This is a genomic window from Corynebacterium pelargi (assembly GCF_014635485.1).
GTDB classification, from domain to species: Bacteria; Actinomycetota; Actinomycetes; order Mycobacteriales; family Mycobacteriaceae; genus Corynebacterium; species Corynebacterium pelargi.
In genome coordinates this window covers 645,711-670,988 of record NZ_BMCX01000001.1, presented here as the reverse complement: position 1 = coordinate 670,988, position 25,278 = coordinate 645,711, and the positions used below count along the sequence as shown (strand labels likewise).

The 25,278-nt window shown below is 59.2% G+C and carries 20 protein-coding genes; 11 read left to right on the top strand and 9 right to left on the bottom strand.

Features of this window, described 5'->3' with window-relative positions; genetic code table 11:
• The first annotated feature begins 309 nt into the window (after positions 1 to 309).
• Complete coding sequence (locus IEU99_RS02995; RefSeq protein ID WP_128889394.1) at positions 310 to 2,079, top strand: BCCT family transporter; 1,770 nt, start codon at positions 310 to 312, stop codon at positions 2,077 to 2,079.
• 48 nt (positions 2,080 to 2,127) lie between these two features.
• Here the strand turns inward: IEU99_RS02995 and IEU99_RS02990 are convergent, their stop codons facing one another.
• Both IEU99_RS02990 and IEU99_RS02985 read right to left on the bottom strand, forming a co-directional pair.
• Entirely contained in the window at positions 2,128 to 3,450 is a 1,323-nt protein-coding gene (locus IEU99_RS02990; protein WP_128889395.1) for an APC family permease, read from the bottom strand.
• 24 nt (positions 3,451 to 3,474) lie between these two features.
• Positions 3,475 to 4,488, bottom strand: coding sequence for a carbon-nitrogen hydrolase family protein (locus IEU99_RS02985; protein WP_128889396.1), 1,014 nt, complete (start codon positions 4,486 to 4,488; stop codon positions 3,475 to 3,477).
• A gap of 193 nt (positions 4,489 to 4,681) precedes the next feature.
• Here IEU99_RS02985 and gabT point away from each other — a divergent pair, with 193 nt between their 5' ends.
• Positions 4,682 to 6,010 (top strand): 4-aminobutyrate--2-oxoglutarate transaminase, encoded by a 1,329-nt coding sequence (gene gabT / locus IEU99_RS02980; protein ID WP_128889397.1) that lies wholly within the window; start codon positions 4,682 to 4,684, stop codon positions 6,008 to 6,010.
• 59 nt (positions 6,011 to 6,069) lie between these two features.
• Here gabT and IEU99_RS02975 read toward each other — a convergent pair whose 3' ends face one another.
• From IEU99_RS02975 to IEU99_RS02960, 4 genes are all read right to left on the bottom strand, one after another.
• Complete coding sequence (locus IEU99_RS02975; RefSeq protein ID WP_128889398.1) at positions 6,070 to 7,005, bottom strand: LLM class flavin-dependent oxidoreductase; 936 nt, start codon at positions 7,003 to 7,005, stop codon at positions 6,070 to 6,072.
• Positions 6,995 to 8,362, bottom strand: a complete 1,368-nt coding sequence (gene brnQ, locus IEU99_RS02970; RefSeq protein WP_229718354.1) for a branched-chain amino acid transport system II carrier protein — start codon at positions 8,360 to 8,362, stop codon at positions 6,995 to 6,997. The genes IEU99_RS02975 and brnQ overlap by 11 nt, the downstream gene beginning before the upstream one ends.
• Before the next feature lie 93 nt (positions 8,363 to 8,455).
• Positions 8,456 to 9,580: a MalY/PatB family protein gene (locus IEU99_RS02965; RefSeq protein ID WP_128889399.1), complete on the bottom strand. Its 1,125-nt coding sequence runs from the start codon at positions 9,578 to 9,580 to the stop codon at positions 8,456 to 8,458.
• A gap of 107 nt (positions 9,581 to 9,687) precedes the next feature.
• Positions 9,688 to 11,553 (bottom strand): ABC transporter ATP-binding protein, encoded by a 1,866-nt coding sequence (locus IEU99_RS02960; RefSeq protein ID WP_128889400.1) that lies wholly within the window; start codon positions 11,551 to 11,553, stop codon positions 9,688 to 9,690.
• Between the two features lie 404 nt (positions 11,554 to 11,957).
• Between IEU99_RS02960 and IEU99_RS02955 the strand changes: the two genes are divergently transcribed.
• From IEU99_RS02955 to idi, 4 genes are all read left to right on the top strand, one after another.
• Positions 11,958 to 12,464 carry a hypothetical protein gene (locus IEU99_RS02955; protein ID WP_128889401.1) on the top strand — a complete coding sequence of 169 codons (507 nt, stop codon included), beginning with the start codon at positions 11,958 to 11,960 and terminating at the stop codon, positions 12,462 to 12,464.
• Between the two features lie 555 nt (positions 12,465 to 13,019).
• Positions 13,020 to 13,721 (top strand): hypothetical protein, encoded by a 702-nt coding sequence (locus tag IEU99_RS02950; protein WP_128889402.1) that lies wholly within the window; start codon positions 13,020 to 13,022, stop codon positions 13,719 to 13,721.
• Between the two features lie 83 nt (positions 13,722 to 13,804).
• Positions 13,805 to 15,409, top strand: coding sequence for a hypothetical protein (locus IEU99_RS02945; protein WP_128889403.1), 1,605 nt, complete (start codon positions 13,805 to 13,807; stop codon positions 15,407 to 15,409).
• A 32-nt stretch (positions 15,410 to 15,441) separates the two neighbouring features.
• Positions 15,442 to 15,999 carry an isopentenyl-diphosphate Delta-isomerase gene (gene idi, locus IEU99_RS02940; protein WP_128889404.1) on the top strand — a complete coding sequence of 186 codons (558 nt, stop codon included), beginning with the start codon at positions 15,442 to 15,444 and terminating at the stop codon, positions 15,997 to 15,999.
• Here idi and IEU99_RS02935 read toward each other — a convergent pair.
• Positions 15,996 to 17,024, bottom strand: a complete 1,029-nt coding sequence (locus tag IEU99_RS02935; protein WP_128889405.1) for a phosphotransferase — start codon at positions 17,022 to 17,024, stop codon at positions 15,996 to 15,998. The two genes, idi and IEU99_RS02935, sit on opposite strands and share 4 nt — an antisense overlap.
• Positions 17,021 to 18,355, bottom strand: coding sequence for a carboxylesterase family protein (locus tag IEU99_RS02930; protein WP_164931139.1), 1,335 nt, complete (start codon positions 18,353 to 18,355; stop codon positions 17,021 to 17,023). The genes IEU99_RS02935 and IEU99_RS02930 overlap by 4 nt, the downstream gene beginning before the upstream one ends.
• A 119-nt stretch (positions 18,356 to 18,474) precedes the next feature.
• On the opposite strand from IEU99_RS02930, the gene IEU99_RS02925 reads away from it, so the two are divergent.
• Together IEU99_RS02925 and IEU99_RS02920 are read left to right on the top strand one after the other, a co-directional pair.
• Positions 18,475 to 18,747: a hypothetical protein gene (locus IEU99_RS02925; RefSeq protein ID WP_164931111.1), complete on the top strand. Its 273-nt coding sequence runs from the start codon at positions 18,475 to 18,477 to the stop codon at positions 18,745 to 18,747.
• The gene (locus IEU99_RS02920; RefSeq protein ID WP_164931140.1) at positions 18,734 to 18,874 is read left to right on the top strand and encodes a hypothetical protein; all 141 of its coding nucleotides are present in this window, start codon (positions 18,734 to 18,736) and stop codon (positions 18,872 to 18,874) included. The genes IEU99_RS02925 and IEU99_RS02920 overlap by 14 nt, the downstream gene beginning before the upstream one ends.
• A gap of 63 nt (positions 18,875 to 18,937) precedes the next feature.
• Here IEU99_RS02920 and malQ read toward each other — a convergent pair whose 3' ends face one another.
• Complete coding sequence (gene malQ, locus IEU99_RS02915) at positions 18,938 to 21,145, bottom strand: 4-alpha-glucanotransferase (protein ID WP_164931141.1); 2,208 nt, start codon at positions 21,143 to 21,145, stop codon at positions 18,938 to 18,940.
• A 305-nt stretch (positions 21,146 to 21,450) separates the two neighbouring features.
• On the opposite strand from malQ, the gene IEU99_RS02910 reads away from it, so the two are divergent.
• From IEU99_RS02910 to hemW, 3 genes are all read left to right on the top strand, one after another.
• The gene (locus IEU99_RS02910; protein WP_128889408.1) at positions 21,451 to 23,280 is read left to right on the top strand and encodes an AMP-dependent synthetase/ligase; all 1,830 of its coding nucleotides are present in this window, start codon (positions 21,451 to 21,453) and stop codon (positions 23,278 to 23,280) included.
• Positions 23,281 to 23,464: 184 nt separating this feature from the next.
• Positions 23,465 to 24,145: a hypothetical protein gene (locus tag IEU99_RS02905; RefSeq protein ID WP_128889409.1), complete on the top strand. Its 681-nt coding sequence runs from the start codon at positions 23,465 to 23,467 to the stop codon at positions 24,143 to 24,145.
• Positions 24,138 to 25,259 (top strand): radical SAM family heme chaperone HemW, encoded by a 1,122-nt coding sequence (hemW, locus tag IEU99_RS02900; protein ID WP_128889410.1) that lies wholly within the window; start codon positions 24,138 to 24,140, stop codon positions 25,257 to 25,259. Before IEU99_RS02905 ends, hemW begins: the two co-directional genes overlap by 8 nt.
• The last annotated feature ends 19 nt before the right edge of the window (positions 25,260 to 25,278 follow it).

Here is a 25,278-nt window from a genome sequence, read left to right as displayed (position 1 = left end):
GTCGAAGGGGGTGCCTCAGATGGAGGTATTTTCGCGCCGCCAGCCCGCCACCGTCCCGCCCCGAACGCACCGCCAACCCACCGCCAGCCCGCCACCGTCCCGCCCCGAACGCGCCGCCAACGCTTCGCCAACCCGCCCCGAACCCCCGCCCATCCAACCACCCCACAAAGTCCTTCTGCAGCCAAAAATAACGCGCATACCTGGTGTATCGATGGGGTGCGCATCCGGGGGTTCAATAAGAAATGATGAACGTTTTGGCGTAATCTTTAGCAACCGTAACCGACCGCTTTAACCATTGAGTTGATTATTTTGTCTGAAAACAGTGATACGGCTGGTGTGCGCCAGCCGGAGAAGCGTAGGGGAGTGAAGTCTGATCCCTTCATCTTCTTTGCTTCTTTGGGTTTTATTGTCGTCTTCGTCTTGCTGACGATCCTGCTCGGCACCACCGCCCGCGATGCATTCAGCACGGTGGCCCAGGGCCTGATGCGCACCACCGGCTGGCTTTATATCTCCGGTGTGAGCGTCATCTTCATCTTCTTGATCGCCGTGTTCGTTTCTCGCTATGGCCGCCTGCGCCTCGGCGATGACGATGGCGAGCCCGAGTACAGCTTGCCGGCGTGGTTTTCCATGCTCTTCGCCGGCGGCGTGGGCGCTGTGTTGATGTTCTGGGGTGTTGCAGAGCCTTTGAACCACGCGGTGAATGTGCCGCGTCAAGACGCTGATCCGATGAGCGAAGCGGCGATTCGCGAGGCCTTCGCCTACACCTTCTATCACTTCGGCATTCACATGTGGGCCATTCTGGCCTTGCCGGGCCTTGCGCTTGGTTACTTCATCTACAAGCGCAAGCTGCCACCGCGTGTGAGCTCGGTGTTTGCCCCGATTCTGGGTTCGAAAATCTATGACGTTCCAGGCAAGCTTATCGACGTCCTGGCTATCATCGCCACGACCTTCGGTATCGCAGTCTCGGTTGGTTTGGGTGTGCTGCAGATCAATGCCGGCCTGAACATGCTGTGGGACGTGCCCGTGGTGAGCTGGGCTCAGTTGATGATCATCGTGATTATCACTGGTGTGGCCTGTGTTTCGGTCGCTGTTGGTTTGGACCGTGGCATTAAGACCTTGTCGAATGTCAACATTGGCCTGGCTGTGCTGCTCATGATCTTCGTCCTGATCGCAGGCCCAACCTTGACGCTCTTGCGCTTTGCCGCTGAGTCCTTCGGTATCTATGCCGATCAATTGCCAGAGATTATGTTCTGGACCGACTCCTTCGGTGATAACCCGGGCTGGCAGGGCAAGTGGACGGTGTTCTACTGGGCGTGGACGATCTGTTGGTCGCCTTTCGTGGGCATGTTTGTCGCTCGCATCTCCCGCGGCCGTACCGTGCGCGAATACATCGGTGGCGTTTTGGCGCTGCCGGCAATCTTCTCGGTGATTTGGTTCGCCATCTTCGGCCGTGCGGGCGTGGAAATTGAGCTCGCCGAGCCCGGCAAGCTTTCAGTGCCGGTGGTTGAAGAAGGTGACGTGCCCTTCGCACTCTTCGGCTTCCTTGAGCAGTATCCGTGGACGGGTGCCGTGAGTGTGCTCGCATTGATTGTGGTGATCATCTTCTTCGTCACCTCAATGGATTCCGCCGGCATGATCAACGACATGTTCGCCACTGGTGAAGAGGCCATCACTCCCACCTGGTACCGCGTGCTGTGGGTTGTCGCTATCGGTGCAGTAGCAGGCGCCTTGCTGATCATTTCTCCCGGTGTGGGTATCAAGACCCTCCAGGAAGTCGTGATCATCGTGGCCTTCCCCTTCTTTATCACGCAGTTCATCATGATGTACTCGCTGGTCAAGGGCATGATGGATGACTCCGCGGCCGAACGTGCGATTAAGACGCGTCGTTGGGAAAAGACCGATACCCCCGAGAAGCTGGAAGCACACGAGGCAATGCCGGCACCAGGCTACGACGAAGAAGGCAATGAGCTCGCCGTGGTAGCACTGGAGCAGGATGCTGAGGGCAATATCGTCATCCCCGGCAATGTGGTGATTGAAGGCGACCTCGGCGTGCACGGTGACGTCGACAAGCAAAACTAGATAAGCACCTCAAAAGCTCCCGGATCGTCAAAGCGACCGGGAGCTTTGTTATACCTCGCTCATCTCTGGAGGTTGCCGCTTAAAGCCCTTGGTCACTACCGCGAGCACAGCCACGCCGATGCCTAACCAGATCACGCCGATGGTTTTGGCGTGCCCATCGAGTTGAGTGAGCAACCCGATACAGACCACAGCGCCGATGGTGGGGGCGATGGCGTAGGAAAAGACGTTGAGCTTGGTACCCTGTTGGCGCTGGCGGAAGAAGTAGAAGATCACGCCGAGATTCACCGAGGCGAAGGCGACGAATCCGCCGAAGTTTACAAACGACGTCGAAGTAGAAACGCTCATGACGATCGCAATGAGGCCAACAGCGCCAGAGATCACAACGTTGATCGCCGGGGTGGAAAAACGCGAAAGGCGTCCGAATATTTTCTTCGGCAGCACCCCATCGCGGCCCATGGCATACAGCAAACGCGAGGCGCTTGCCTGGGCAGCGATGCCGGAGGCGAATTGGGCCAGCACCAAACCGGCGAGGAACACCGCACCAAATGCCGTGCCACCAATCTTCAGCGCCAAATCCATCGCAGCGGAGTCGGGGTCTTGGAACTGATAACCGGGGTGAACCAACTGGGCTAAATAAGCCAGGGCGATGAAGATGAGCCCGCCGATAAGCGCGATCAGGAAAATTGCCCGAGGCATGCGCTTTTCAGGTTCGAGGGTTTCCTCCGTCAGCGTGGTCACCGCGTCGAAGCCAAGGAATGAGTAGGCAGCGATGGCGGCACCGGCCACGACAAAGCCCGGCCCGGACTGATCGTTGATGAAGGGATCTAGATTAAACCCAGTGGCGTCGCTTTGGAAGATGAAGCGGATGCTGAGCAGCGCAAAGAAGAAAATGACCAGGCCTTGAAACGCCATGAGTAGGGTATTGGCGCGCTCTGCCACTTGGATGCCGACGATATTGAGCACCGACGTCAGGCCGATGAACAACAAAATCCACACAGGTTTAGGCACGGCGGGGAATTGGGCTCCAAGGTAGGAAGCGCCAATCAGCCAAATCACCATGGGCAAGAAGAGGTAATCCAATAACACGGCCCAGCCCACCATGAAGCCGGCGTGCGGTTGGATAGTTTTTCGCACATAGGTGTACGCGGAGCCGGAGACTGGATAGGCCTTTGCCATGCGCCCATAGGAGTGCGCGGTAAAAAGCATGGCGATCATCGCCACGAGGTAGGCTGCCGGCGCAGCGCCGTGGGTCGCAACCGAGATCACCCCGAAGATCGACAGCACCACCATGGGGGTGAGGTAGGCCAGGCCGAAAAGCACCAGGGCTTTAGTTTTGAGTGTCCTTTTGAGTTGGAAGGTTTCTTGACTCATTGTGTTCGCCTTTGCTTCGACGTGTTAGGGGGTGGTTTCTTCAGGCTGAGGCGCCGATTGCGCTTGCTCAGGCTGCGCTTGCTGCGTGGGCTCAGTCGCCTGCCCAGTCGCCTGCCCAGTCGCCTCCCGCCTAGCCGCCTTCTGCTCAGCCCCCTGCCCGGGCTGGGCAGGCTCGATATTCCATGTGCTGGGGTCGATCCGGCCCTCGTACAGCGGTAGCGGCACCACGGGGTCGGTGGGGCGAAATTGTGCCCAGGGGCGGTTCACCCCGGCGGTGCCGTGATCGCGAATGCTTCGCAAAGCGTCGAGATCCAAGGTGGCGCTGAGCACTTCCGGATCTTCGCCGCGAGCGCTCGCAATGACATTTCCGTCGGGGGCGACGATCAAGCTGTGGCCTTTGCCGGTGGGGGCCGCGACGTTCACGCTGACGAAAAACACTTGGTTCACGATGGCATTTGCCTGCGCAAGGATCAGTTCCTGGGCTCGGTCTTCGCTGGTGGTTTTGACCACGTTGAGGATGACCTCTGCGCCCATCCATGCCAGGTGACGAGTGGTTTCGGGAAACCACGAGTCGTAGCAAATGTGTAGACCGACTGCTGTGTTCGCGGCTTTGGCGGTGACGAAGCGATTGCCGATGTCGTAAGGCTCGTGGGGTCGCCAGGGGAAAATTTTGCGATAGCTGGCCACAAGCTCGCCTTGGGGTGAAAGCAGCAGTTGGGTGTTGAAAAGCTCGCCCTGTTCGCCGCGTTCGCACACGCTGCCGGGGACGAGCCAAATGCCAAGTTCTGCTGCGATGGTTTTGAGTTCCTCAACCCGAGGCCCGTCGAGGGGTTCGGCCGATGCTTCGAGGGCGCTGCGTCGTCCTTGATCAGGTTCGCCATCGCCAAAAAGGTGCAGCTCGGGGAAGATGAGCAGTTCGGTGTCCGGGTGTTCGCTGAGGATCGCGCTGGCTTGTGCTTTGAAGTCTGCAAGCGGCTGGCCGATGAGCAAGGGGTTGGCTTGCACGGCCGTGACAGTCAGTGTGCGTGCTGTGTCCATGGGGGTCCTTGTATGGGTGTTCTGTGGGTGTTCGAGGTGGGGTGTTCGCATGCCCGCAGGAGTATGGTTTGGGGCACGAAAAACAAATTTTGACGATTATGTCACGATTTTTCGGTAACTAGTTATAAACTCATCTCGATACCTCAGCAGTAGTGCTGTTTTTGCACCACAAACCCTCAAAGAAAGGCGAGCAATGAAAGATCTGGAGTACCGTCTGCCGCAGGAGCGCCGCGTCGCTACTGCACTGCCCGGACAGCACAGCAAGGCGTTGGATGAACGTCGAAAAGCTGCTGTTGCTCGAGCCCTAGCCCCCGGCCTCCCGGGCTTCGTCGTTGACGGCGACGGCGGAGTGCTTGTCGACGCCGACGGCAACTCCTTTATCGACTTCGCTTCGGGCATTGCCGTTACCACCGTCGGTGCATCGAACCCGCACGTGGCTGAAGCAATCGCCACCTCGGCACGCCGCTTTACCCACACCAGCTTCATGGTCTCGCCTTACGAGTCCTATGTCGCAGTGGCCGAGCGCCTCAACGAACTGACCCCCGGCGACTTTGAAAAGAAGTCCGTGCTGCTCAACTCCGGCGCCGAGGCAGTAGAAAACGCCGTGAAAATCGCCCGTGCCTACACCAAGAAGAACGCGGTGGTGGTCTTCGACAACGGCTACCACGGCCGCACCAACCTCACCATGGCCATGACCGCCAAGAACAAGCCATATAAAACCGGCTTCGGGCCTTTCGCCGGCGATATTTATCGCGCCCCCATGAGCTACCCGCTTCGCGATGGCTTAAGCGGCCAAGAAGCAGCCGATCGCGCCATCAAGATGATCGAGCAAGAAGTCGGCGCCGAAAACCTCGCCTGCGTGGTGATCGAACCCATCCAAGGCGAAGGCGGCTTCATCGTTCCCGCCGATGGCTTCCTGCCCGCAATCGTCGATTGGTGCCGCGAACATGACGTCGTGTTCGTTGCCGATGAAATCCAAGCCGGCCTGACCCGCGCCGGCAAGTGGTTCGCCAGCGAACACTTCGGCATCGAACCCGACCTGGTGTGCATTGCCAAGGGCGTCGCAGGCGGCATGCCCCTATCGCTTGTGACCGGCCGCGCTGAAATGATGGACGCTCCCGTCCCCGGCGGCCTCGGCGGCACCTATGGCGGCAACCCCGTGGCCTGCGCTGCTGCCTTGGCCTCCCTCGACCAGATGCGCGACCTCGACCTCAATGCGCGCGCACTCGAGATCGAGCAGATCATCCGCGAAGAATTCGCCGAACTGCTCGAAATGGACGTGGTGGCCGAACTTCGCGGCCACGGAGCAATGATGGCCCTTGAGCTTGTCGACGCCTCCGGCGCCCCCAATGCCGAGCTCACCGCAAAGGCCGCAGCAGGCTGCAAAGAACAAGGTGTGCTCATCTTGACCTGTGGCCTCGACGGCAACGTCATCCGCCTGCTGCCCCCGCTGACCATCCCCGAGGCCCTACTGCGCGAAGGCCTCCAAGAGCTGGTGGCTCAGATCAAGGCACACGCCTAAACCACCAACGCATCTAACGCTGCCCCAGGCACGCAATTCGCGCCGGGGCAGCCGTGTGCTTACTCGGCCAGAGCCTGCGCGCAATCGCGCAAGGAGCGTTGCGCCACCTCAGCGTTAGGCGCGCGCATCACGAGCATGAGCTCATCAGCATCGGTGCGCTGCATAAACGCATCGACGCTTGCTCGTACCTGCTCGGCGCTACCGCAGGCGAAGTGCTCGAGCATCTTCAATGCGTGCGCACGCGCTATGCCAGAGGCATGCGGCCCGGCGAAAGCAGCGACGTGCTGTTCACGCACCTGCTCAACATCGCTTGCCTGCTCGGTGCACAGCGCATTCATCGCCACCATCACATAGGGCTTATCCAATTGCTCACTGGGCTTAAACTGCTGCCGATACAACGCCAACGCCTGATCCAGGTGATCCGGGGCAAAGTGCGAGGCGAACACATACGGCAGGCCCATCTTCGCAGCAAGCCCTGCGCTATAGAGCGAAGAACCGAGCAAATATAACGGCACATTGCTACCGGCACCCGGCACACACGTCACGCCAGGGATAGGGGAGTAGCCCGCGAGGAACCCCTGGAGCTCTTCGACATCCTGGTCAAAGCCCACGGCCCCCGGTTGGCGACGCAACGCCCGGCCAAGCGTGAGCGGATCGGTGCCAGGTGCACGACCGATCCCAACGTCAATGCGACCGGGATGCAACGCTTCAAGCGTGCCGAATTGCTCAGCCACCACATAGGGGGCGTGATTTGGCAACATCACCCCGCCGGAACCTAGCCGAATCCGCTGCGTGTGTGCCGCTGCGTGCGCAATGAGCACCGCGGGCGTTGCCGCCGCCACCCTCGGAATGTTGTGGTGCTCTGTAAACCACAGTCGGTGATAGCCGAGCTCCTCAGCCATCTGCGCCGTGCTAGCTATTCGACGCAGCGCCTCCGCCGCAGAATCCTGCTCATAGACGCTGGCGAACTCCAATAGTGAAGTCTTATACCGCATGAACGCGCTCGCCTTTCTTCTTCGAGTGTCCAATGAGATCGGCCGCCAAGCCTAGTGCGTACGCGCAAAGCGCCGGCGTCACCCAGGCCAATTGCTGGCTCGCCAGTGGCAAAGCCCCAAGCCCAATCGCGATCACTCCAAGCTGTTCCAACAGTGCCCAGGCCGAGAAGAACGCCGTGGTCCAGGCCGAAAGCCGAAACGCCCAGAACGTGGGATCTGCTTCTAAGCGAGCGCTCGCTTTGAAGATGCGACCGCCCAACGTGGCCAGCACCAGGGTGATCACGATGGGGTAGATAAACGCAATAATCGGCGCGGCGATCTGAAGGACAGCCGAAAGCCCGAGGCTCGCGATGGCAAAGGAGATGAAGCTGAAGGCGCATAGCCACGCCCGGTAGCTCACACCCGGGATGAGTCGGTGGAAGAACTCGCTAGTGGCAGCGAGAAGCCCAACGGCGGTGGTCATGCACGCCAGCAAGACGGTCAGGCCGAAGGCGAGCTGGCCGTAGGGGCCTAAAACCTCATGAGCTGCTTGTGCGAGCATCACCGCGCCATCGTCGAAATGCTCGGTGGTGTGCAAACCAATCAAGCCCAGGCCGATATACACCGCCGAAAGCAATGCGCCCGCGATCAAGCTGACGATGATGGCTCGTGAAAGGATCGATTGTTGCTCATCATCGCCCGAAGTGGCGCGGTTGTTGTGGGAACGAAGCGCGGAGATGACCAAGATGCCAAAGGCCAACGCGGCGATCGAATCCATGGTGAGGTAACCCTCGAGAAAACCAGCGGTGAGCGCGGCGTGATCGTAGGGCGGCTGCGGACTCTGTGGCTGCACATGAGCCTCATTGCTGAGCACCAGACCCAGCAGGAGGAGCAATAACCCCAGCAGAATAGGGGTCAAAATCTTGCCCAGGTTGGCCACGATCTTTCCGGGGTAGAGCGCAAGCAAGAGAGCGAGCGAGAAAAACAGCGCATTAAAACCCGCGTGCGCCACCATCGTGCTGGATTCGCCCACCGGCTGCAGCACCGGATCCACCACAGCCGAGTAGCTCACCGCGCCTGTTCGTGGAATGGCGTACATCGCGCCCACAGAAAGATAAGCAACCACGCAAAAAGCGATATTGAATACCTTTCCGGCACGCGCACCTAGGCTTCGCACATCGGAGCCGGTCATCGCCATGGTGATGATGGTGAGAACCGGCAAACCGATGCCGCCGAGGAGGAATCCGAGCATGGCGGGCAGGAAGTGTTCACCGGCTGCTTGTCCGAGCATGGGCGGGAAAATCAGATTGCCCGCACCAAAAAACATCGAAAATAAGGTGAGCGCGGTGGGGATGATCACGCCAACAGAACGTGGCACTTGAGTCCTTCTTTCGTTTCTGGAGCGCTCGCATTGAAGAAGAGGGCGGTGTCCACATACACCACCGCCCTCAAGCACGAAGAAAAATGCGACTTATGAACGTTGATCCAGGGCGCGAGCCATGCGATCGAGAGCAGTTTCGAGAATCTCGCGGGAGGTGGCGAAATTCAAACGAGCGTAGCCGCGACCCCACTCGCCGAACATGGTGCCCTCGTTGAGTGCCACGCGGGCGTTCTTGAGGAAAAACGCCGCCGGTTGTTCGAGCCCGCAATCACGGAAGTCGATCCACAACAAGTACGTCGCGTCGACCTTACGCACCTTGGCCCCAGGCAGGCGTGCGGGAATTTCTTCGAGCAAGAAATCGCGATTAGCGCGAAGATAAGCGAGTTCTTCATCAAGGAATTCGCGGCCTTGTTCATACGCAACTTCAGCGGCAAGCAACCCGAGGGTGGAAACGCCATCTTTGGTTACCGGGCTGAGTTGCTCCCAGTGCCGCACGTCTTCTTCATTGCTAAAGATCACCTGCGCGCACTTCAACCCAGCGGTATTCCATGCCTTTGAGGTGGCAGTGAAGGTGATGCACTGCTTGGCGGCGAGTTTGGAAAGGCCAGCGGTGACCAGGTGGGTGCCGTCGTACACTAGCGGCGCGTGGATTTCGTCGACAAGCAAACGAACATCGTTGGCGGCTGCGAGTTCCACGATGCGCTCGAGTTCCTCGCGGCTGAACGTGAAACCGAGGGGGTTATAAGGGTTGCAGAGCAGCATCGAACCGGCCGCTTTGAAGGCGCGCTCGAGTTCGTCGAAGTCGAGGCCGTTGCTGACGTCGATGAAAATGCCCTCGCGGTGGGTGGCGTCGAGCACCTGGAAGAAGGGGGGATACGCCGGCACCGGCACGACCACCTTGGAGCCCGGTTGGCTAAATTCTTGGATACCGATATACAAACCGCGCACCACATCCGGCAGCGGGAAGACCCATTCCGGGCGGGCAGGGAAACCATAACGGTCCTGATAAAACTTCGCGCAGGCCTGTTGGAGCCCTTCGGCTGAAGGCGGGTAGCCAAAACGCTCCTCTTCGACGGCAGAGCGCAAAGCCTGGTGGATTTCAGGGCAGGTGGCAAAGTCCGACTCTGCCACCCACAACGGAATCACGTCCTCGTCATGACGAGTCCATTTCATGGTGTGGCGGGCACGGAGGCGTTCATATTCGGGAAAATCCATACCCTCCAAGGTAGCCAAAGCCACCTCAAGAGGTTTCACTAGCTCATCTCCCGAGCTAGCACACCGGCCAACTTTGAGCCGATGCCCGAAGCTGAGGCGCAGTGGTTTTAGGCCTGGAAGCCGAAAGCCTTGAGGCGTTCGCGGGAGACTTCATTGCTATTGGCGGTTAATTCGAGCAGTTCGGCGTAGATGCCGCCAGAGGTGGCAAGCTCGGCGGGTGCGCCAATTTCGTCAATGCGACCGTTCTTGAGGGTGACGATCGTATCCACATCGGCGATGGTGGAAAGCCGGTGCGCGATGATGATGGTGGTGCGTCCCTGCATGAGCTGATCCAAACCGGCTTGCACCGCCAACTCACTTTTGGTGTCGAGGGCTGAGGTGGCCTCGTCGAGGACGAGCACGGGAGCATCTTTGAGCATCGCGCGGGCCACAGCCACGCGTTGTTTTTGGCCACCGGATAGTCGCAGGCCGCGCTCGCCAATGACGGTGTCGTAGCCGTCGGGGAATGCGGAAATGAAGTCGTGGGCGTTGGCGCGCTTTGCCACGGCAATGATTTCTTCATCGCTGGCATCCGGGCGCGCATAGGCAATGTTTTCGCGGATCGTTCCCGAAAAGAGGCTGGATTCCTGGAACACCACGCCAACGGAGGCGCGCAGTTGCTCTGCCGAAATGTCTTTGATGTCGCGGCCACACAAAGAAAGGTGCCCGTGGGTCGGACGGTAGAGGCCAAGCAGGAGGTTCACCATCGTGGTTTTGCCGCCACCGGATTCGCCTACCAATGCGATGCGTTCGCCTGCTGCTGCGCGCAGTGAAATGTCTTTGAGCACCGGTTCGCCCTCGGAGTATTCGAAGAATACGTGGTCGAATTGCACCGCCGGAGTATCGCTCGGGCTGCTCGTGGAGGAGGGCAGCGCAAGGGGTGCGACGTGGTCGTCGACAAGCGAAGGCACATCGTCGCTATAGGTGGCGGCGGCGATTTCGGGGTTCACGGTGGCTTCGAGCTCTAAGTCCATGACCTCGAAATAGTCCTTGGAACCAGCGATGGCGCGCTGGGTGGTATCGACGACCCAGCTCATCATGGTCATGGGCATGCGGGCCATATTGACCAATTGGATCAGCAACACCATATCGCCGATGCTGAAGTGGCCATGGAGGGTGCGCAGAAAGAGCATGAGGTAGATGCCGAAGAAGATCAGGTTCATCGACGCCCCACGCAATGTGTCCATGAAGTGCCACCAGGAAGACTGTCGCCTCGTCAAAGCGACCGTCTCGCGGAATCGCCCAGCAAAGCTTCCAAGCTCGCGCACCTCGGCAACGAAACTCTTGACCACCTTGACTTGGCCAACAACCTCGGCGAAGCGACCGCCCGCAAGGTCAATCTGTCGATTCTTCTTCCCCTCGATGTCTTGCCAGCGCTTCGAGGTCAGCGAAGTCAACCACATATAAATCGGGATGATCACAGCCAGCAGCACAGCAAGCGGCCAATAATAACTGGCAGACACGCCCAAGACCGCCACCATGGTGATGATCATGGGGAAGAAATTGTTCGCCATCGCCTGCAGCGCCTGGGTGATGGAGGTGATCGAACGATCAAGCCTGGCGATGATCGTGCCGGTGACTTGATCGTCAAAGTAGCGCTGAGGCATGCCCAGCAGCTTGGCAAAATAGCGAGTCGAAAGGATCTGGCGTAAACGAGCCGCCATCACGTCGCCGATATAGCCGCCGACGTTGTTAAACAACGTATTGGCAAACTGCACGCCCAAAAGCGCCAGCGCCAACCACATCACATGGGTGCTCACATCCGCGGCGTCCACTTCGCCGGTGGTGGCGGCAACGATGGTGTCCGTGGCGTTTTTGATAATGAAGGGGGTCAGCAATGCCAGCACCGAAACGAGCACCGCATTGAGCACCACGCCTAGATAAAAAGGCCAGAGCACCCAGGCAGAGCGCAAAATTTTGCCGATTGCTTGCATGTGGACGATTCCTTCGATCTTCTAGGCGGGCGTGTTGCTGGCAGGGCGTTTTGCTGGCCGGGCCAGTTTCCGGGCTCGGTGCGTTCCGAACTCGGTGTTCTGCAGGCTCGGCTGTTTGGCTCTCGTGCCCGGACATGTTCGCGAGCGCCCCCATCTTCAATGCGAGCGTTCGCACCGAAGCCGGGGCTCCGTGCGCTGAGCCGTCACGCCGAGTGCGTTCCCAAACACACCGAGTGCCTTCGCAAACACACCGAGCGCCTTCCCAAACACGCAGTAGGCGATTACAAAACCGGCTCATCTTTACACAAATCGCGGCAAATGGCACTTCGGGATTGCTTTTCGAATCCTCTCAGGCGCTAGAGTTGCAGGTGTTGATGCACGCGAAGAACTGCGAGGAATACGTCTTGAAAAGCACACGGTTGCTCAAAGCTACGTCCGCTGCGGCGTTGCTGTCTTTTGCTTTAGTTGCCTGCGGTGGTTCGGAGTCGGATGACGCCGCGGCGTCGATTAGCGCTAATGCGCCGGCCACTCCGGTTTTTGAGGCAAAGGAAGTGGACGTGAAAACAGTTGATGTCTCCCGCAGCCCCGAGCACGACGATGGTTTGAACACCACGGTGCGTTTGCAAAGCGCGAATTACAACAACCAGGGCGGTGGTTCGGTGATTTATGTGCTGCTGACCAACGACAATGATGCCCCGTTGCCTGCAGATGCTTTCTCCGATCCCACGCTGACCGTCAATGGTGAAAGCATCGATCGGGTGGAAAACGGCACCGTTGATCTCGAACTTCCCCTTGAGGCTCACGCTTCCACCAACCTCGCCTACGCCTTCGATGTGAATTTCGGCAATTTAAGCGACGCTGAATTCCAGATCGGCAACCTGAAGTTCAAGGGCAACTTCACCAATATCTAAGCCTTTTGAGTCCCGTCGCGGGGGTAGCACCCGGCGGGGCTTTTGCATGTCTTGAGCTGCTGAAAAGCGAGGAGCTTTGCAGTTGCGGGGGTGGGGCGAGGAAAGTGTGAGGGATCCTCAGACCACCTTTTTACGTCAAACATATAGTGAGCACGGTCGCGACACTGCACCACAGCAACCGCAGCCTTCTAGGCAGGTGGTTCGAGGGGGTCGGAAAAGAGGGGGCAGTTTGGGGGAACTGCCGGGGGCTTTTCGACGGGCCACCGCGGGGTCGTCGCGGCCGTGCTTCCCTATGCGCTTTGAAATTTAAGCTTTTCGACGTCCACGCACCCACCCCACTGCCACACAAGCCTTCTTAGCGCCCATATACAGCACATTTGCTGCGCATCGGTGCTGTTGTGGCAATCAAAACGCCACTGCCCGGCTAGCCCCTCGGGGGTAGTGCTTTTAAAAAACTTTGGCAAACGAGGGAACCGATCGCCCGGAATTTCGTCTAACACAAGTAGCAGGGTTTTCTGCTCTGCCGACATTGTTGAAAACGGAAGGAAACCTCCCGTGCAGGAATTGGGTCTACGAAACGGTCGCACACAGCCTGTGTTCTTCGCCCGGCGAAGCTTCTTGAGCATCTGTTGCCTTGCGCTCATGCTCGCCGGTTGCGGAATGGGCACAGGAAGTGGAGCAGACAAAGAACACGCCAAGGGGCTGCAAGGTATTGGCGATGATCGTGCTGGCAGTGCTGATGGGAAAGCAGGCGAATTTACGGCAGATGGCAAAAGAATTTATCTCGGGGAAGTTTTTGCGCCCAACGTAAATGAGACTGACTTCTTTGACGTGTGCAGCGCGGTGCCAGAGTCCTTGTTGCAGGAGTACCAGCTCACGTTGGCTCCGGAAGAAATGCAACACCCGTCGCATAACCCGGCCAGGGGAGTGTCGATGTGCAGCTATTTCATGGGAGGGCCAGGGCCTGATCCTATTGGAACTTTGAGCTTCATGTCGACGCTTCAAAGCAATGAAGTTCGCGAGGCCTTTGCCAGGGAAGAGTTCTTCCAGTTCCATGATGATGCGCTGCCGGATGCTAGATATTTCGGAGATCCGGTGGACTTCGAATCGATGTGTGAAGTATCTGTTGATACCTCGCGGGGGAGAATCGCAGTTTCTGGAAGTTATGGGCTTTTCAATACTGAGCTAGAAAAACAATGCCGGCAGAATGCGGGAATTCTGCACCAGATTATTGCCATTTCCAAGGGGGATCAGTGAAGGTTCAATTCAGTTCGTCGCAGCTTGCTTCCACCGCAGCGGCGCTTCAATCAATCACAGCATCATCATTTTTATCGACCACTATGTCAAGCGCTGCACCGGCGCTCGCCGCCTTTTCACCTGTGTCCGGCCTAGATCAGCTTGGTGCTCAGCACGCGCTGGTGTTGGCAGGATCACCGGGTTCCGCGGCGAGCGTTGCTAAGTCTCTTTCAAAACAGGTGGCCTGGCTATATGAGGCGCTTAAAGCAACCGCAAGTAGCCTGGGCATGCAAAATGACTTCGTTCAGCGCGCAATGGACGTGGCAGATGAGGGCGGCTATGTGGGGGACATGGCCGCCCTTTTTCCTATGCGTCCCATCCCAACCATTCCGGGCTTTTCTTTCGCACCTCCGGTGATGGTGCCAGCTACGAGTGTTGAGCAGCTCGTTGCGCAATTTAACGCCACGAACGAGGCTGGAGGTCTTGAGGGGGCGAGGCAGTGGTCGCAGCTCGGTGCAGCCGCGGCAAACCTGGCCACATCGCTTGAGTCGGTAGCTGCTCAATTGCTGGCAAGCACCGAAGGCCTTGCTTTTGACCGCGCGGCAGCAAAGATCAGTGAGGTAGCAGTTACGGCAGGCAACTTCGCGGCCAATTGTGAGGTGATGGCCGCAAGTGTGAGCTCGATGGTGGGCATCCACCAACGCCACCTGCCACAAGTCTTAGCAGCACAAGCACAAGTGCAGGCGGCCAGTGACCCGCGGGCAAAAATGATGGCGGAACAATCAGCCCTGGCACAGCTTAATCCCGCTATCGCCGCTGATCTGCCCACCGGCATGCCCATGATCCGCAGTTTGGTGGCTCCGGCAGTCGCGGGGCTCGGCGGAGGCATCGCGCGCACAGGCATGGGTGTCATCCCTGGGAAAGGAAAGCTCAATACCGCAGGCTTGGGAGCAACGGGTGCTCCCTCTGAGCCGCTGCGCGCGTCGGTGCACACTCCCGGCGGCAGTTTTGAGGCAGTAGCGGCTGCTGCCAATGAGGCAAGCCCCCAAGCCCTTGGCGATGCAGCAACGAAACAAGCCTCCGTTGCCCAGGCGCCGGGGCAGTTCGCACAAGCCAGCGCCCAACAACTCGGCGCGGGCGCCGGGCAACCAGCAGCGCCACTATCGGCTACGTCGCAACCTGCCTCGCATTCACCCGGTGCGACCATGACGGGCTTGGGCACTCCAGTGCAACAGCAATCGCTGGCATCGGGTAGGCCTTCTGCTCTTGGCAATACTCCCGGCGCGCATTCTTCCCGGCGCAGCAACCACACCGGTGCGGCCGCTTTGGGAGCCCTGGCCGCCGGGGGAGCAGCGATGGGTATGGGCGGGCTTGGTGGCTCGGGCTTGGCACACGCTGGTGGCTATCCCGGTGGTGCGGCCGGCAATGCCGTGGGGCCGCGCGCTTTGGCGGGTCCTTCGGCTGCCACCTCGCCTCATGCCCTTGCGGGCGCTGGGGGTGGCGGCGCTGGGGCGTCGACAAGCGGAATGCGTGGAAGCACCGGGGGTCTGACACCGATGATGGCCGCGCAACCCGGCGGGCGTGAGCGCAGAAACACCAAGGTCAAGGGGATCACGAATGCGGTGGAGAAGAATCACAACCTCAAAATGCTGCTTGGGCAGCAAGAACCGGTAGTGCCAAGGGTGATTGGGGCGTGGGTTCGGCAATAACGTCGTGGCCAAGGCGGTGTTAGGATCCACGCATGCATGCAGAGGAACTGGTTGTACTCGCAGACGCCGAAGGCAACCCCACAGGCACCGCCTTAAAAGCCACCGTCCACACCACGAACACGCCCCTGCACCTGGCCTTTTCCTGCTATGTGCTCAATAGCGAGGGCCAATTATTGCTCACCCGCCGCGCGCTGGATAAAAAGACGTGGCCGGGGGTCTGGACCAATTCCGCGTGCGGGCACCTGGCTCCTGAAGAAAGCCCCGCCGAAGCAGTGGCGCGCCGCGTGCCCTTCGAGCTGGGAATCCCCAGCGATACGCTTGTCGACGTCACCTGCGTGCTTCCTAACTTCCGTTACAAAGCAGTAGACGCCAATGGCATCGTGGAGTGGGAAATTTGCCCTGTATTCATCGCCCGCACCAGTGCTCGTGTGCAACCCGAGCCTGAAGAAGTCGCCGAGCTGGAATGGGTAGCCCCAGACCAACTCATCAAAGCGGCAGAAGCAACCCCATTCGCCTTTAGCCCGTGGATGGTCGAGCAACTCCAACACCAGCAACTTCGCTCGGCGTTGCTGGGCAATGGCGATCTTTAACCCTGCTGGCTAAAAAGCGCATCAGCATCACGCAACGGCACCGCGACCCAATCGGGGCGGTGTCGTTTTTCATATGCCACCTCATAGGCAAAACGATCCACCACGCAGGCGTTCACGAGAATTTCGTCAAAGCGACCGTACGCCTCAAGCAGTGCTGTGGGATTGCCGAGCCCGGCGTAATGGAAGGAGCGGATCAATCCCGCCAGGTCATAGGCCGTAGGCAGCAGCGCGCGGCGTTGGCTCAGGCTTTGGTCGGGCTCGCCTTCAAAATCCACAACGTGCCAGCCATCGGCCCAAAGCACTTGGCCTAGATGCAGATCGCCGTGGATGCGCTGCGTGGGGATCATGCCTTCGAGCGCATCGAAGCTTGCGTGGATACGCGCCGCGTAGGGGCGAAGCTCCGGGGCTTGGGCAATGTGCTCTTCGGCGCGGCGATGCATGAGCCGGGCGAGCTCCTCGGCCGCAATCGTTCCGATTTCAAGCCCCGCTTTGAGGTCGCGGTGAATTTCCTGAAGAGCGAGGCCCATGGCTGCGCTGTGTTCTTGAAGCAGCGTCGGGTCTTTGGAAGTGGCAATAGTCCACGCATCGACGGCATGGGGCACCAACTGTGTGGCAACGGCTAGGGTGTAGTCCCGCCCATCGATCCTGGCGCTCACATGAGCCTGATACGCAGGCACATGCGCGCGTACCACCTGAGGAATCTCCACGTCTGGGTGCGTGCCCGGGCTAATCCTGCGATAGAACTTCCACATGCTGCTGGAGGTGTGCAGCGAGGCATTGGTTTGCTCCCCACGGCTGGGTTTTAAGTGTTCTATTGCCTTTTCGACGACCTCCGCATCGCCATGAACGTTCACCGCAGGGTGCTTGAGCCACGCCTTGAGCAAGGCTTGCACACACTCCGGCTGCTTCAAATAATCCTGCTGGCCGTCTGTGAGTCTTTGGGTGAATTGCTGATCATCACCGCCGTCGGTGATGGCTTCGAGCGCCCACTGTGCTTGGCCAAGGTCGATGTTTATGCTGCTCATGGGGTGGGAAAGCCGTGGCGAAGATGCCCCAGTGGGTCGCGAGTGATCGACTCTGCGCCCGTTGCCACATTCAATTCGAGCGCATCGCGATGCTCGGGGTAGCTTGGCCAATCGGGCATGGTGCCGCGCAAGAAGTCATCGACGATCTGGGCGACTCGGGTGGTGGTGTGCTCGGCGGGATGTTCAATGTGTTCTGCTGTGCCAGCCTCGACGTAGGCCTCGCTTTGCAGCACCCATGGAATATCGCAGCAGTGGACCGCGGGTTGTTCTGCGCTTCCGGTGTAGTGCACGACCCAGGTGCAGGGTTGGGCGGCGGCGGCGATGCGGTCAACCCAACGTCGAATAGCTGAATCGCCAATCACCTTGGCCATCAGGCGGGGTTCGTCTGCTTCGTGCTCGAGGTAGGTGGCGTTGGCGTGAAAGTGCTGTGCCACAAGGGGGCGTAAAGCTTTGGGGAGTTTGGCGTCGATGCGCGCGGTGCGTCGAGAAGCAAACCACTCCTGCTCAGCACAAGTGATGATCAGGGGAACATCGGCGAGCTCCGCGCCATCAAGGCCAGTAGGCCCCATAGCCAAATCGGTGGGCACATAGCGCTTGTATTTGCGATAACCACGGTTGAGCTTATCGGCGGAAAGCTTGCCTAAACTCTGCGGAGTGATCGCGCGGCCCAAGGCAAAGCGCAACCGGGCCTTGTGCTGCTCAAAGCTCTTGCGGGCAAAGGCCGGAGAAAGCGCCATCGCCCTGCGAAATGTGCCCTTGTAGTGGTCTTTTCGGCAAAGCCACAACGCGATGGTGGCACCCGCCGATTGGCCAATGAGCGTGACATTCGTTGGATCGCCACCAAAGGCTTCGGCATTGAGCTGAAGCCAATCCAGCGCAGTTTGGCAGTCGCTAATGCCCCGGTAGAAGTGGGGCTCATCGTTTGGGAACCGGGCGAAGCCATAGAGTGCAAGGCGATAGTCGATGCTGACCATCATCACCCGTTGCGCAGCCAAACCGCCGCCGTGAAACCAGTGCTCATTGCGCCAACCGGAATCAAAACCTCCGCCGTGAATAAACGCCACGATAGGAAGATCCTCGCCAAGCTCTGCATCAGCGGGGATACTCACCCTCAAAAGCAGAGGCCACTGGTCCGGCCTGCCAACGTGTTGAGAGATCTCCGTGCGCAGCGTCGGCTCGGCAAAAGGCTCGTCCACGCTGGCATACGCGATGTGATCAAAAATGGCCACACCTGGGCCAGTTTCATCAGCAGCCGGCTCGATATGTCCACTAAAGCGCTGGCCGCGGGCGTTGGTACCGGGGGATTGGCAAGGTTCGGCGTTGATGCTCACGGAATTGATGCTACCGCGCCGGCCGAAGGTGGCTGCGGCGCTAGGATGGCTAGCATGAGAAGCGAGCGCTCGCATTGAAGATGCGGGCGCCGCAACGAGGCGTGTTCAAGGAGGCTGCGATGTGGGATTGGTTCACTGACCTGGGCGATCGCACCGCGCAGTTTTTAACCACCTCTCCGCTGTGGTTGCAGGTGACGCTGGTGATTGCCGTTGCCGTGCCCTTGTGTGCGGTGCTGGCGTTGCTGTGGCTGCGAGTGGTAGACCGCGTGGGCTCGCTGCTTGGCCGGGGTGGTGCTAGGGCGCGCGCACGGGCACAGGCTAAGGTTAGTCTGGATCGAATGACTCGCACCGATGCAGAAAGAGTGGCCTCAGCTAAACATGGCGAACCCTGAGGAATTGCGCAAGAAGGATCAACAGCGCGCACAAGGCCAGCGAAAATACCCGCAGTCGCGTGTGCGCCAAGCACTATATTTACTCATTGCGCTGATGATCCTGGCGTGGCTGATCTCCGTGATGTAGCCACCTTGATGTGACACGTCGGGTAGCGAGGCTACCCGACGTACTGCGCTTTCAGGCTGAGCGCTATGGGCGCCGGGATGCTTCAGCTACCTGCTGGTAGAGCGGGTAGGAGCGCAGATCTTCGATGAGTACTGGCTCGGCGTTGCCGTCGCAAAGCGGGATGCACCAATTCGGATACTGGTCTTTTGTGGTGCCCGGTTGATTCTGGGCCTGGGTATCGCCAACCATGTCCACCAAGGAAACACAGCTCAACGCCGATGGGGTGTGAGCAATAAAGCGATACAGCCCGGCGATGAGTGCATGAAGATCGCCACGTTGATCGCGTTCAAGGCCATGGAAATGCTCGGGCACCGAGGCTGCCGCGTCTTCTGAGTCCTGATGTGGCGAATCGACGTCAAAGCCGCCTTGTTCTGCCACTCGTTCTAAGACTTGTGCCTGCCAGTGCAAATCTTGGGCATGCTCTGTTTCCACATCGGATTCAAGCAGCCCTAAGCGGTGGCGCAATTCGATGTGTTCTCCACCCAGATACCCGGCCGTTGGTGGCAGGTCGTGGGTGTTCACGGAAGTCAGCGCGAGCTGGCGGTAGTGCTCCTGGCGTAGGGGATTGCCATCCCAATCGGATTCGAACCACACAATAGAAGTACCCATCACGCCACGATCTGCCAGGTATTCCTGTACCCAAGGCTCGAAGGTGCCGAGGTCTTCACCAATAACAACGGCGCCTGCCCGCTGGGCCTCAAGGGCCAAAATGCCGATGAGTGCCTGATGGTCGTAGCGCACATAGGTGCCGGTGGTGGGAGCTTGGCCGCGGGGGATCCAGAAGAGGCGGAAAAGACCAAGGATGTGGTCGATGCGGATGCCGCCGGAGTGGCGCAGCACCGTGCGCAGCAGATCGCGCCAGGGAATGTAGCCAGCCTCGGCGAGTTTTTCTGGGTGCCATGGGGGCTGCGACCAATCTTGGCCTTGGTGGTTATAGGCATCCGGTGGCGCTCCCACCGAGGCCTGCTGCACCAGGACGTCGTTGAGATTGTGGGCGTCGGCGCCGCCGGGGTGAATGCCCACAGCGAGGTCGGCCATGATGCCAATGCGCATGCCTGCATCGGTGGCTGCCGATTGGGCGGCGCCGAGCTGCTGCTCACAGATCCACTGCAGCCACATATAGAATTCGGCCAGCTCTTCAAGGTCTGGGGCTTGGGCGTGATTGCCGTCTACACCCAGTTCTTCAGCTTCGCGGGCAGCACACCACATGGCGAAGTCTTGGAGGCCTTCGCCTTCGCGGGCGATGAAGTCCCGGAAGTCTTGCTCGCGGGCTTGTTCGCGGCCGGCGGCAAAAATTTCTCGAAGCACCTGCAGCTTGGTGGCGTAGATGTCGTCGCGGCGAATCTGCTCTGCGCTGGTGTTCAGTGTTTGGAAGTCTGCGCCGATTTCTTCGATTTCTTCCCGGGTGGCGTCGTCGAGGGTGAGCAGCTCGGGAATCTGATCGATGTCGATATAAATCGGGTTAATAAACCGCCTGGAAGTCGGCAGATATGGAGAATCCTCCACCGGCGGGTAGGGCTCGGCGGCGTGCAGCGGATTAATCAACAGGAAGTCGAAATCGTCTTCTGCCACGGTTGCGGCAAGCCTGCCCAGGTCGCTGAAATCGCCCATGCCCCAGGAATGCTTGCTTCGTACCGAATACAGTTGCGCCATCACTCCGGCGGCCGGGCGCTCAACGAAGCCATCGGAGGTAGGAACGCGGTGCGGGGTGACCACAAGGAATCCGCTGGAGGTGAAATCATCGGACTCCAAGGTCAGGGTGTGCCAGCCTAAGGGAAGATCCTCCGGCAGTCGGAAGGAGGCTTCGCCCCACACCACTCCGTCGATCTCGCGGGGCTGGGTCCAGTTGTCTACCTGTTCGGCCTCACGGACGCTGCCATCTTCGAGCGTGATGTTCACGCGAGCGCTTGCACCGTCATGCACATGGACATGCACAACGTAGGGGTAACCATGGGTGGCTACCACGCATGGGGGGAGCGGGCGCGTGAAACGAGTGGCTTCTACACGCGCAAGCGCGACCTCGAGGGCTTCTTGGCTGGGATTTTCCGCCTCCACGGCAAAGACCGATTCCTGCCAGCCTTCGGGCTCGTTGCCAAAGTGCACACCGTAGGCGCGCAGGGTTTTCAGCAGCGTGTCTTCACTCACGTGCACGGTTTGGCCAGCGGTGTCTTGATAAGACCACGCAATGTTGTGGGCATCGGCCAGGGCTCGCAGCGTATCCATGTATGTCACAAGGCAACATTGTGCCATGTCAGGCCGGAGGTATCGGAAGTGCAGTACAAGATTGTGCTCGGTGGTCGCTCCTCGCTTCAATGCGAGCGTCCACGGTGGTGCTTTCGGGCACCGAAACCAAAACGCGGTACTCTCGGACGAAACGCTGCTTTTGCCCCAGTGCTTGGCACGAGGCAGGCGCTGGGGCTGCTTGCCTCACAGGCAAGGTGCAACCGAGTAAGGGTGCAACCTCAGCCGAGGCGCATTGCCAAGTGCGCAGTGTTCAGCAGTGAGTGTTGTAAAAGACCTTGAAGGAGTAAAGCGCCGTGCAAGAAGTCAGCACGAAAGCCGAGTACACGGTTGGTGAACACGACACCTGCCTAACTGCCCTGATGAGCACCGCCAAGGCGCGGCCATACGGGGTGATGTTTACTCGGCCGAAGAATTACGAGTGGGTCAATGTCACGGCAGCGGAATTTATTAATGAGGTCTTTGAGGTAGCCAAGGGCTTTATCAACGCAGGTGTGGAACAGGGCGATCGCATCGCGCTGCTTTCTTCTACCCGCTATGAGTGGGCCTTGTTGGATTTCGCCATTTGGGCTGCCGGCGCGGTGAGCGTGCCGATCTATGATTCCTCTTCGCTCAAGCAGATCGAGTGGATCATCGAGGATTCAGGGGCCGTTTTCGCTATCACTGAAACTCGTGATCACACCGAGCTGATGAGCCACCTGGTGCTCCAAGAAGACGGCGAGCCCGCCTTGAAGGGGTCTGAGTCGAAGCTGCGTCGCATCCTCGAGATCAACGCCTCGGCGATTGAAACCTTGAAGTTTGAGGGTCGCACCGTCGATTCCTCCGAGGTGGATGCCCGCATCGCTAATACTCGCTCCAAAGACCTCGCATCCTTGGTCTATACCTCGGGCACCACTGGCCGCCCGAAGGGCTGCAAGCTCACGCACTTTAACTGGCTTTCCGAGGCCCAGGCGCTTCTTACCAACTCCATCGGACATATCGCGGTGCCCGGCACTCGCGTGCTCACCTTCTTGCCCATGGCGCACGTGCTTGCGCGCGCGGTCGCGCTGGCCGTTGCCATCGGTGGCGCCACCCAATCGCACTGGTCGGACTTTTCCACCATCGCCATGGAGTTCCAGCGTGCTCGTCCCAACATGATCCTGGGTGTGCCGCGCGTGTTTGAAAAGGTACGCAACTCCGCTGCGGCGAATGCTCAATCGGGTGGCCCGGTCAAAGCCGCGATGTTTAAGCAGGCTGAGCAGGTTGCCCAGGAGTACTCGCGCGCCCTTGATACTGCTGAGGGGCCGTCTCGTGCCTTGCAGCTCAAGCACAAGGCTTTTGACAAGCTGGTGTATTCGAAGATCCGCGCGGCTATGGGCTCGGCGGTGAAGTATTGCATCTCCGGCGGTTCTGCCATCGGCCCTGATCTTTTGCACTTCTATCGTGGCATCGGTGTGCCGGTGTATGAGGGCTATGGTCTGACCGAAACCTGTGCTGCGGCCACCGTGTCCTATGACAATCAGAAGATCGGAACGGTTGGTTTGCCCGTGGGCGGTACCAGCATCAAGATCAACGAAAACGGCGAAATCCTGGTCAAGGGCAATATCTTGTTCGATGGCTATTGGAAAAATGATGAGGCCACCCAGGAGTCGATGGAAGGCGATTGGTTTAATACCGGCGACCTCGGCGAGCTGCTCGATTCCGGCCATCTGATGATCACCGGCCGCAAGAAGGAACTCATTGTCACCGCAGGTGGCAAGAATGTTTCCCCAGGACCTCTGGAAGATGCGATCCGTGCGCACCCGCTGATCAGCCAGGCCATGGTCGTAGGCGACGGCAAGCCATTCATTGGCCTTTTGGTCACCCTGGATGAGGAGGCGCTGCAGCGCTGGAAACTCAACCGCAATATCCCCGCGTCCAAGACGGTGCGCGATTTGAGCGAGGATCCCTTCTTAAGGGCAGAGGTGCAAGACGCCGTGAACTCGGCCAATGCCATGGTCTCTCACGCGGAGTCCATTAAGAAGTTCATCATCTTGGATCGCGACCTCACCGAGGAAGATGATGAGCTGACCCCGACGATGAAGGTGAAGCGAAACGTCGTCACTCGCCGCTATTCAGATGCGATCGACCGCTTGTATCGTCGATAAGCGAAAAAACACTGCTCGCCTGCGCGCTGACCTGGAGATCTTCGGGTTTGCCCGGGCGAGTTTTGTATTGCTCGGGCGTGGCGCGCGCGTGAATGGCACAGAAAGTTTTAAGGTTGCATGCAGCGCTTCCCTCAAGGCGCGCATGAAGGTTTGATACGAGTCTCTATTGGAAAGGCCGACGCGGATGCAGGTTACGGATGCCACCTTGCGGCACCGCGAGCTCACACAAGAGCTTTTTAACATCGGCGATGAAATGGCCACCTATATCGAGAATCTGATCGAGGCCATCCGCGACTGGGATATTGAGCTTGTCGACGACTGCGTGGCCGAATTCGAAGAGATCGCCCAAGACGCACGCAATGACGCAAGAAGCGTCAGCGCAGAACTTCTAGGACTGCGCCAAGCCCTAGTATCCGGGGTGGCATCGGGTCGGATCGCGCGCCCAGCAGCGCCTGCACAGCGAATGGCAGAACCCAAACTTTTCCACGCCGCGGCACTGCGTATGGCCTACCCGATCCAGCAATCACCCGTGGTGGTTCGCGAACTCACCTCCTCGCTCGACGCCCGTGCAGCGGCAGTGGTCGATGCCCTGGAAGGCTGCGTGGAATGGGTGCTGGCAGAAACTGAACGCGGCGCCCGAGACTTGCAGGCGCTGAACCTCTCCAGGTTTTATGCCCACAGCCACGACGTTGTGTGCGCGATTGTGAACGCCTGGCGCGAGGCCGTCGCGCTCGAACACCCCGGATATGCGCGCACGATGCGTGGCACCAATCCGCCCCAGTTCTTAAACGAGCGCGCTCGCATTGACGCTGTGGTAGCCAAAGTAGCCGCCAAGCGCCACGCCGCTGGAGCATCGGTTGGCTAAACCACCCTTCGGGCTATACATCCACGTGCCCTTTTGCGCTACGCGTTGTGGCTATTGCGACTTCAATACCTACACCCCCGGAGAACTCGGCAGCGCCACCTCTCCCGCGCAGTACCTCGATGCGCTCGAACAAGAACTAGCCATGGCCCAAACCCAGCCAGTAAGCAGCATTTTCATCGGCGGCGGCACGCCCTCGATGCTCGGTTGGGAAGGGCTGGCACGCATCCTAGGCATGATCAAACGTGAGGTGGGCATCCAGCCGGGTGCCGAAATCACCACCGAATCCAACCCCGAATCCACGTCGCCGGAGTTTTTTCACCAGCTCCGCCAGGCCGGTTTCACCCGCATTTCCTTAGGCATGCAATCGGCAAGCAGCCGGGTCTTAGAAATCCTTGGCCGCGCGCATACCCCTGGCCGGGCTTTTGAAGCAGCCACCGAGGCGAAGGCCGCGGGCTTCGATCATGTGAACCTCGACATGATCTACGGCACCCCCTATGAGCACGACGAAGATGTTGCCCACACCCTCGATCGGGTGCTTGAAACAGGTGTGGATCACGTCAGCGCCTATTCACTCATCGTGGAAGACGGCACCGCCATGGCCAGGAAGGTGCGAAAAGGGGAGCTGCCCGCACCGGATGAAGACGTGTATGCGGATCGCTACGCCATGATTGATGCGCGCCTGCAACAGGCAGGCTTTGAGTGGTACGAGGTATCGAACTGGGCCAAACCAGGTGGGCAGTGCGAACACAATCTTTTATATTGGCGTGACGGCGACTGGTGGGGTGCAGGCCCTGGTGCGCATTCGCATATTGGCAATGAGCGCTTCTTTAACGTCAAACACCCCGCCACCTATGCCGCGCAGTTGGCCCAAGGAGCATTGCCCATCCAAGATCGCGAGCACTTGAGTGCCGAACAGCGCCATGAAGAACAGGTGATGCTTGGGCTGCGTATCCGCGAAGGCGTGCCGCTTGAGCTTTTTAATGCCGCCGAGCGTGAGGTGCTTGCTCGCTATGAGGCGATGGACTTGGTAGAAGTGGGGCAGCGGGTGCGAGTGACCCAGGCCGGCAGATTGTTGGCAGATGGGATCATCGCCGATATCCTCACCGCTAGGTAGCGAAGAGAAGGAAGGGGCA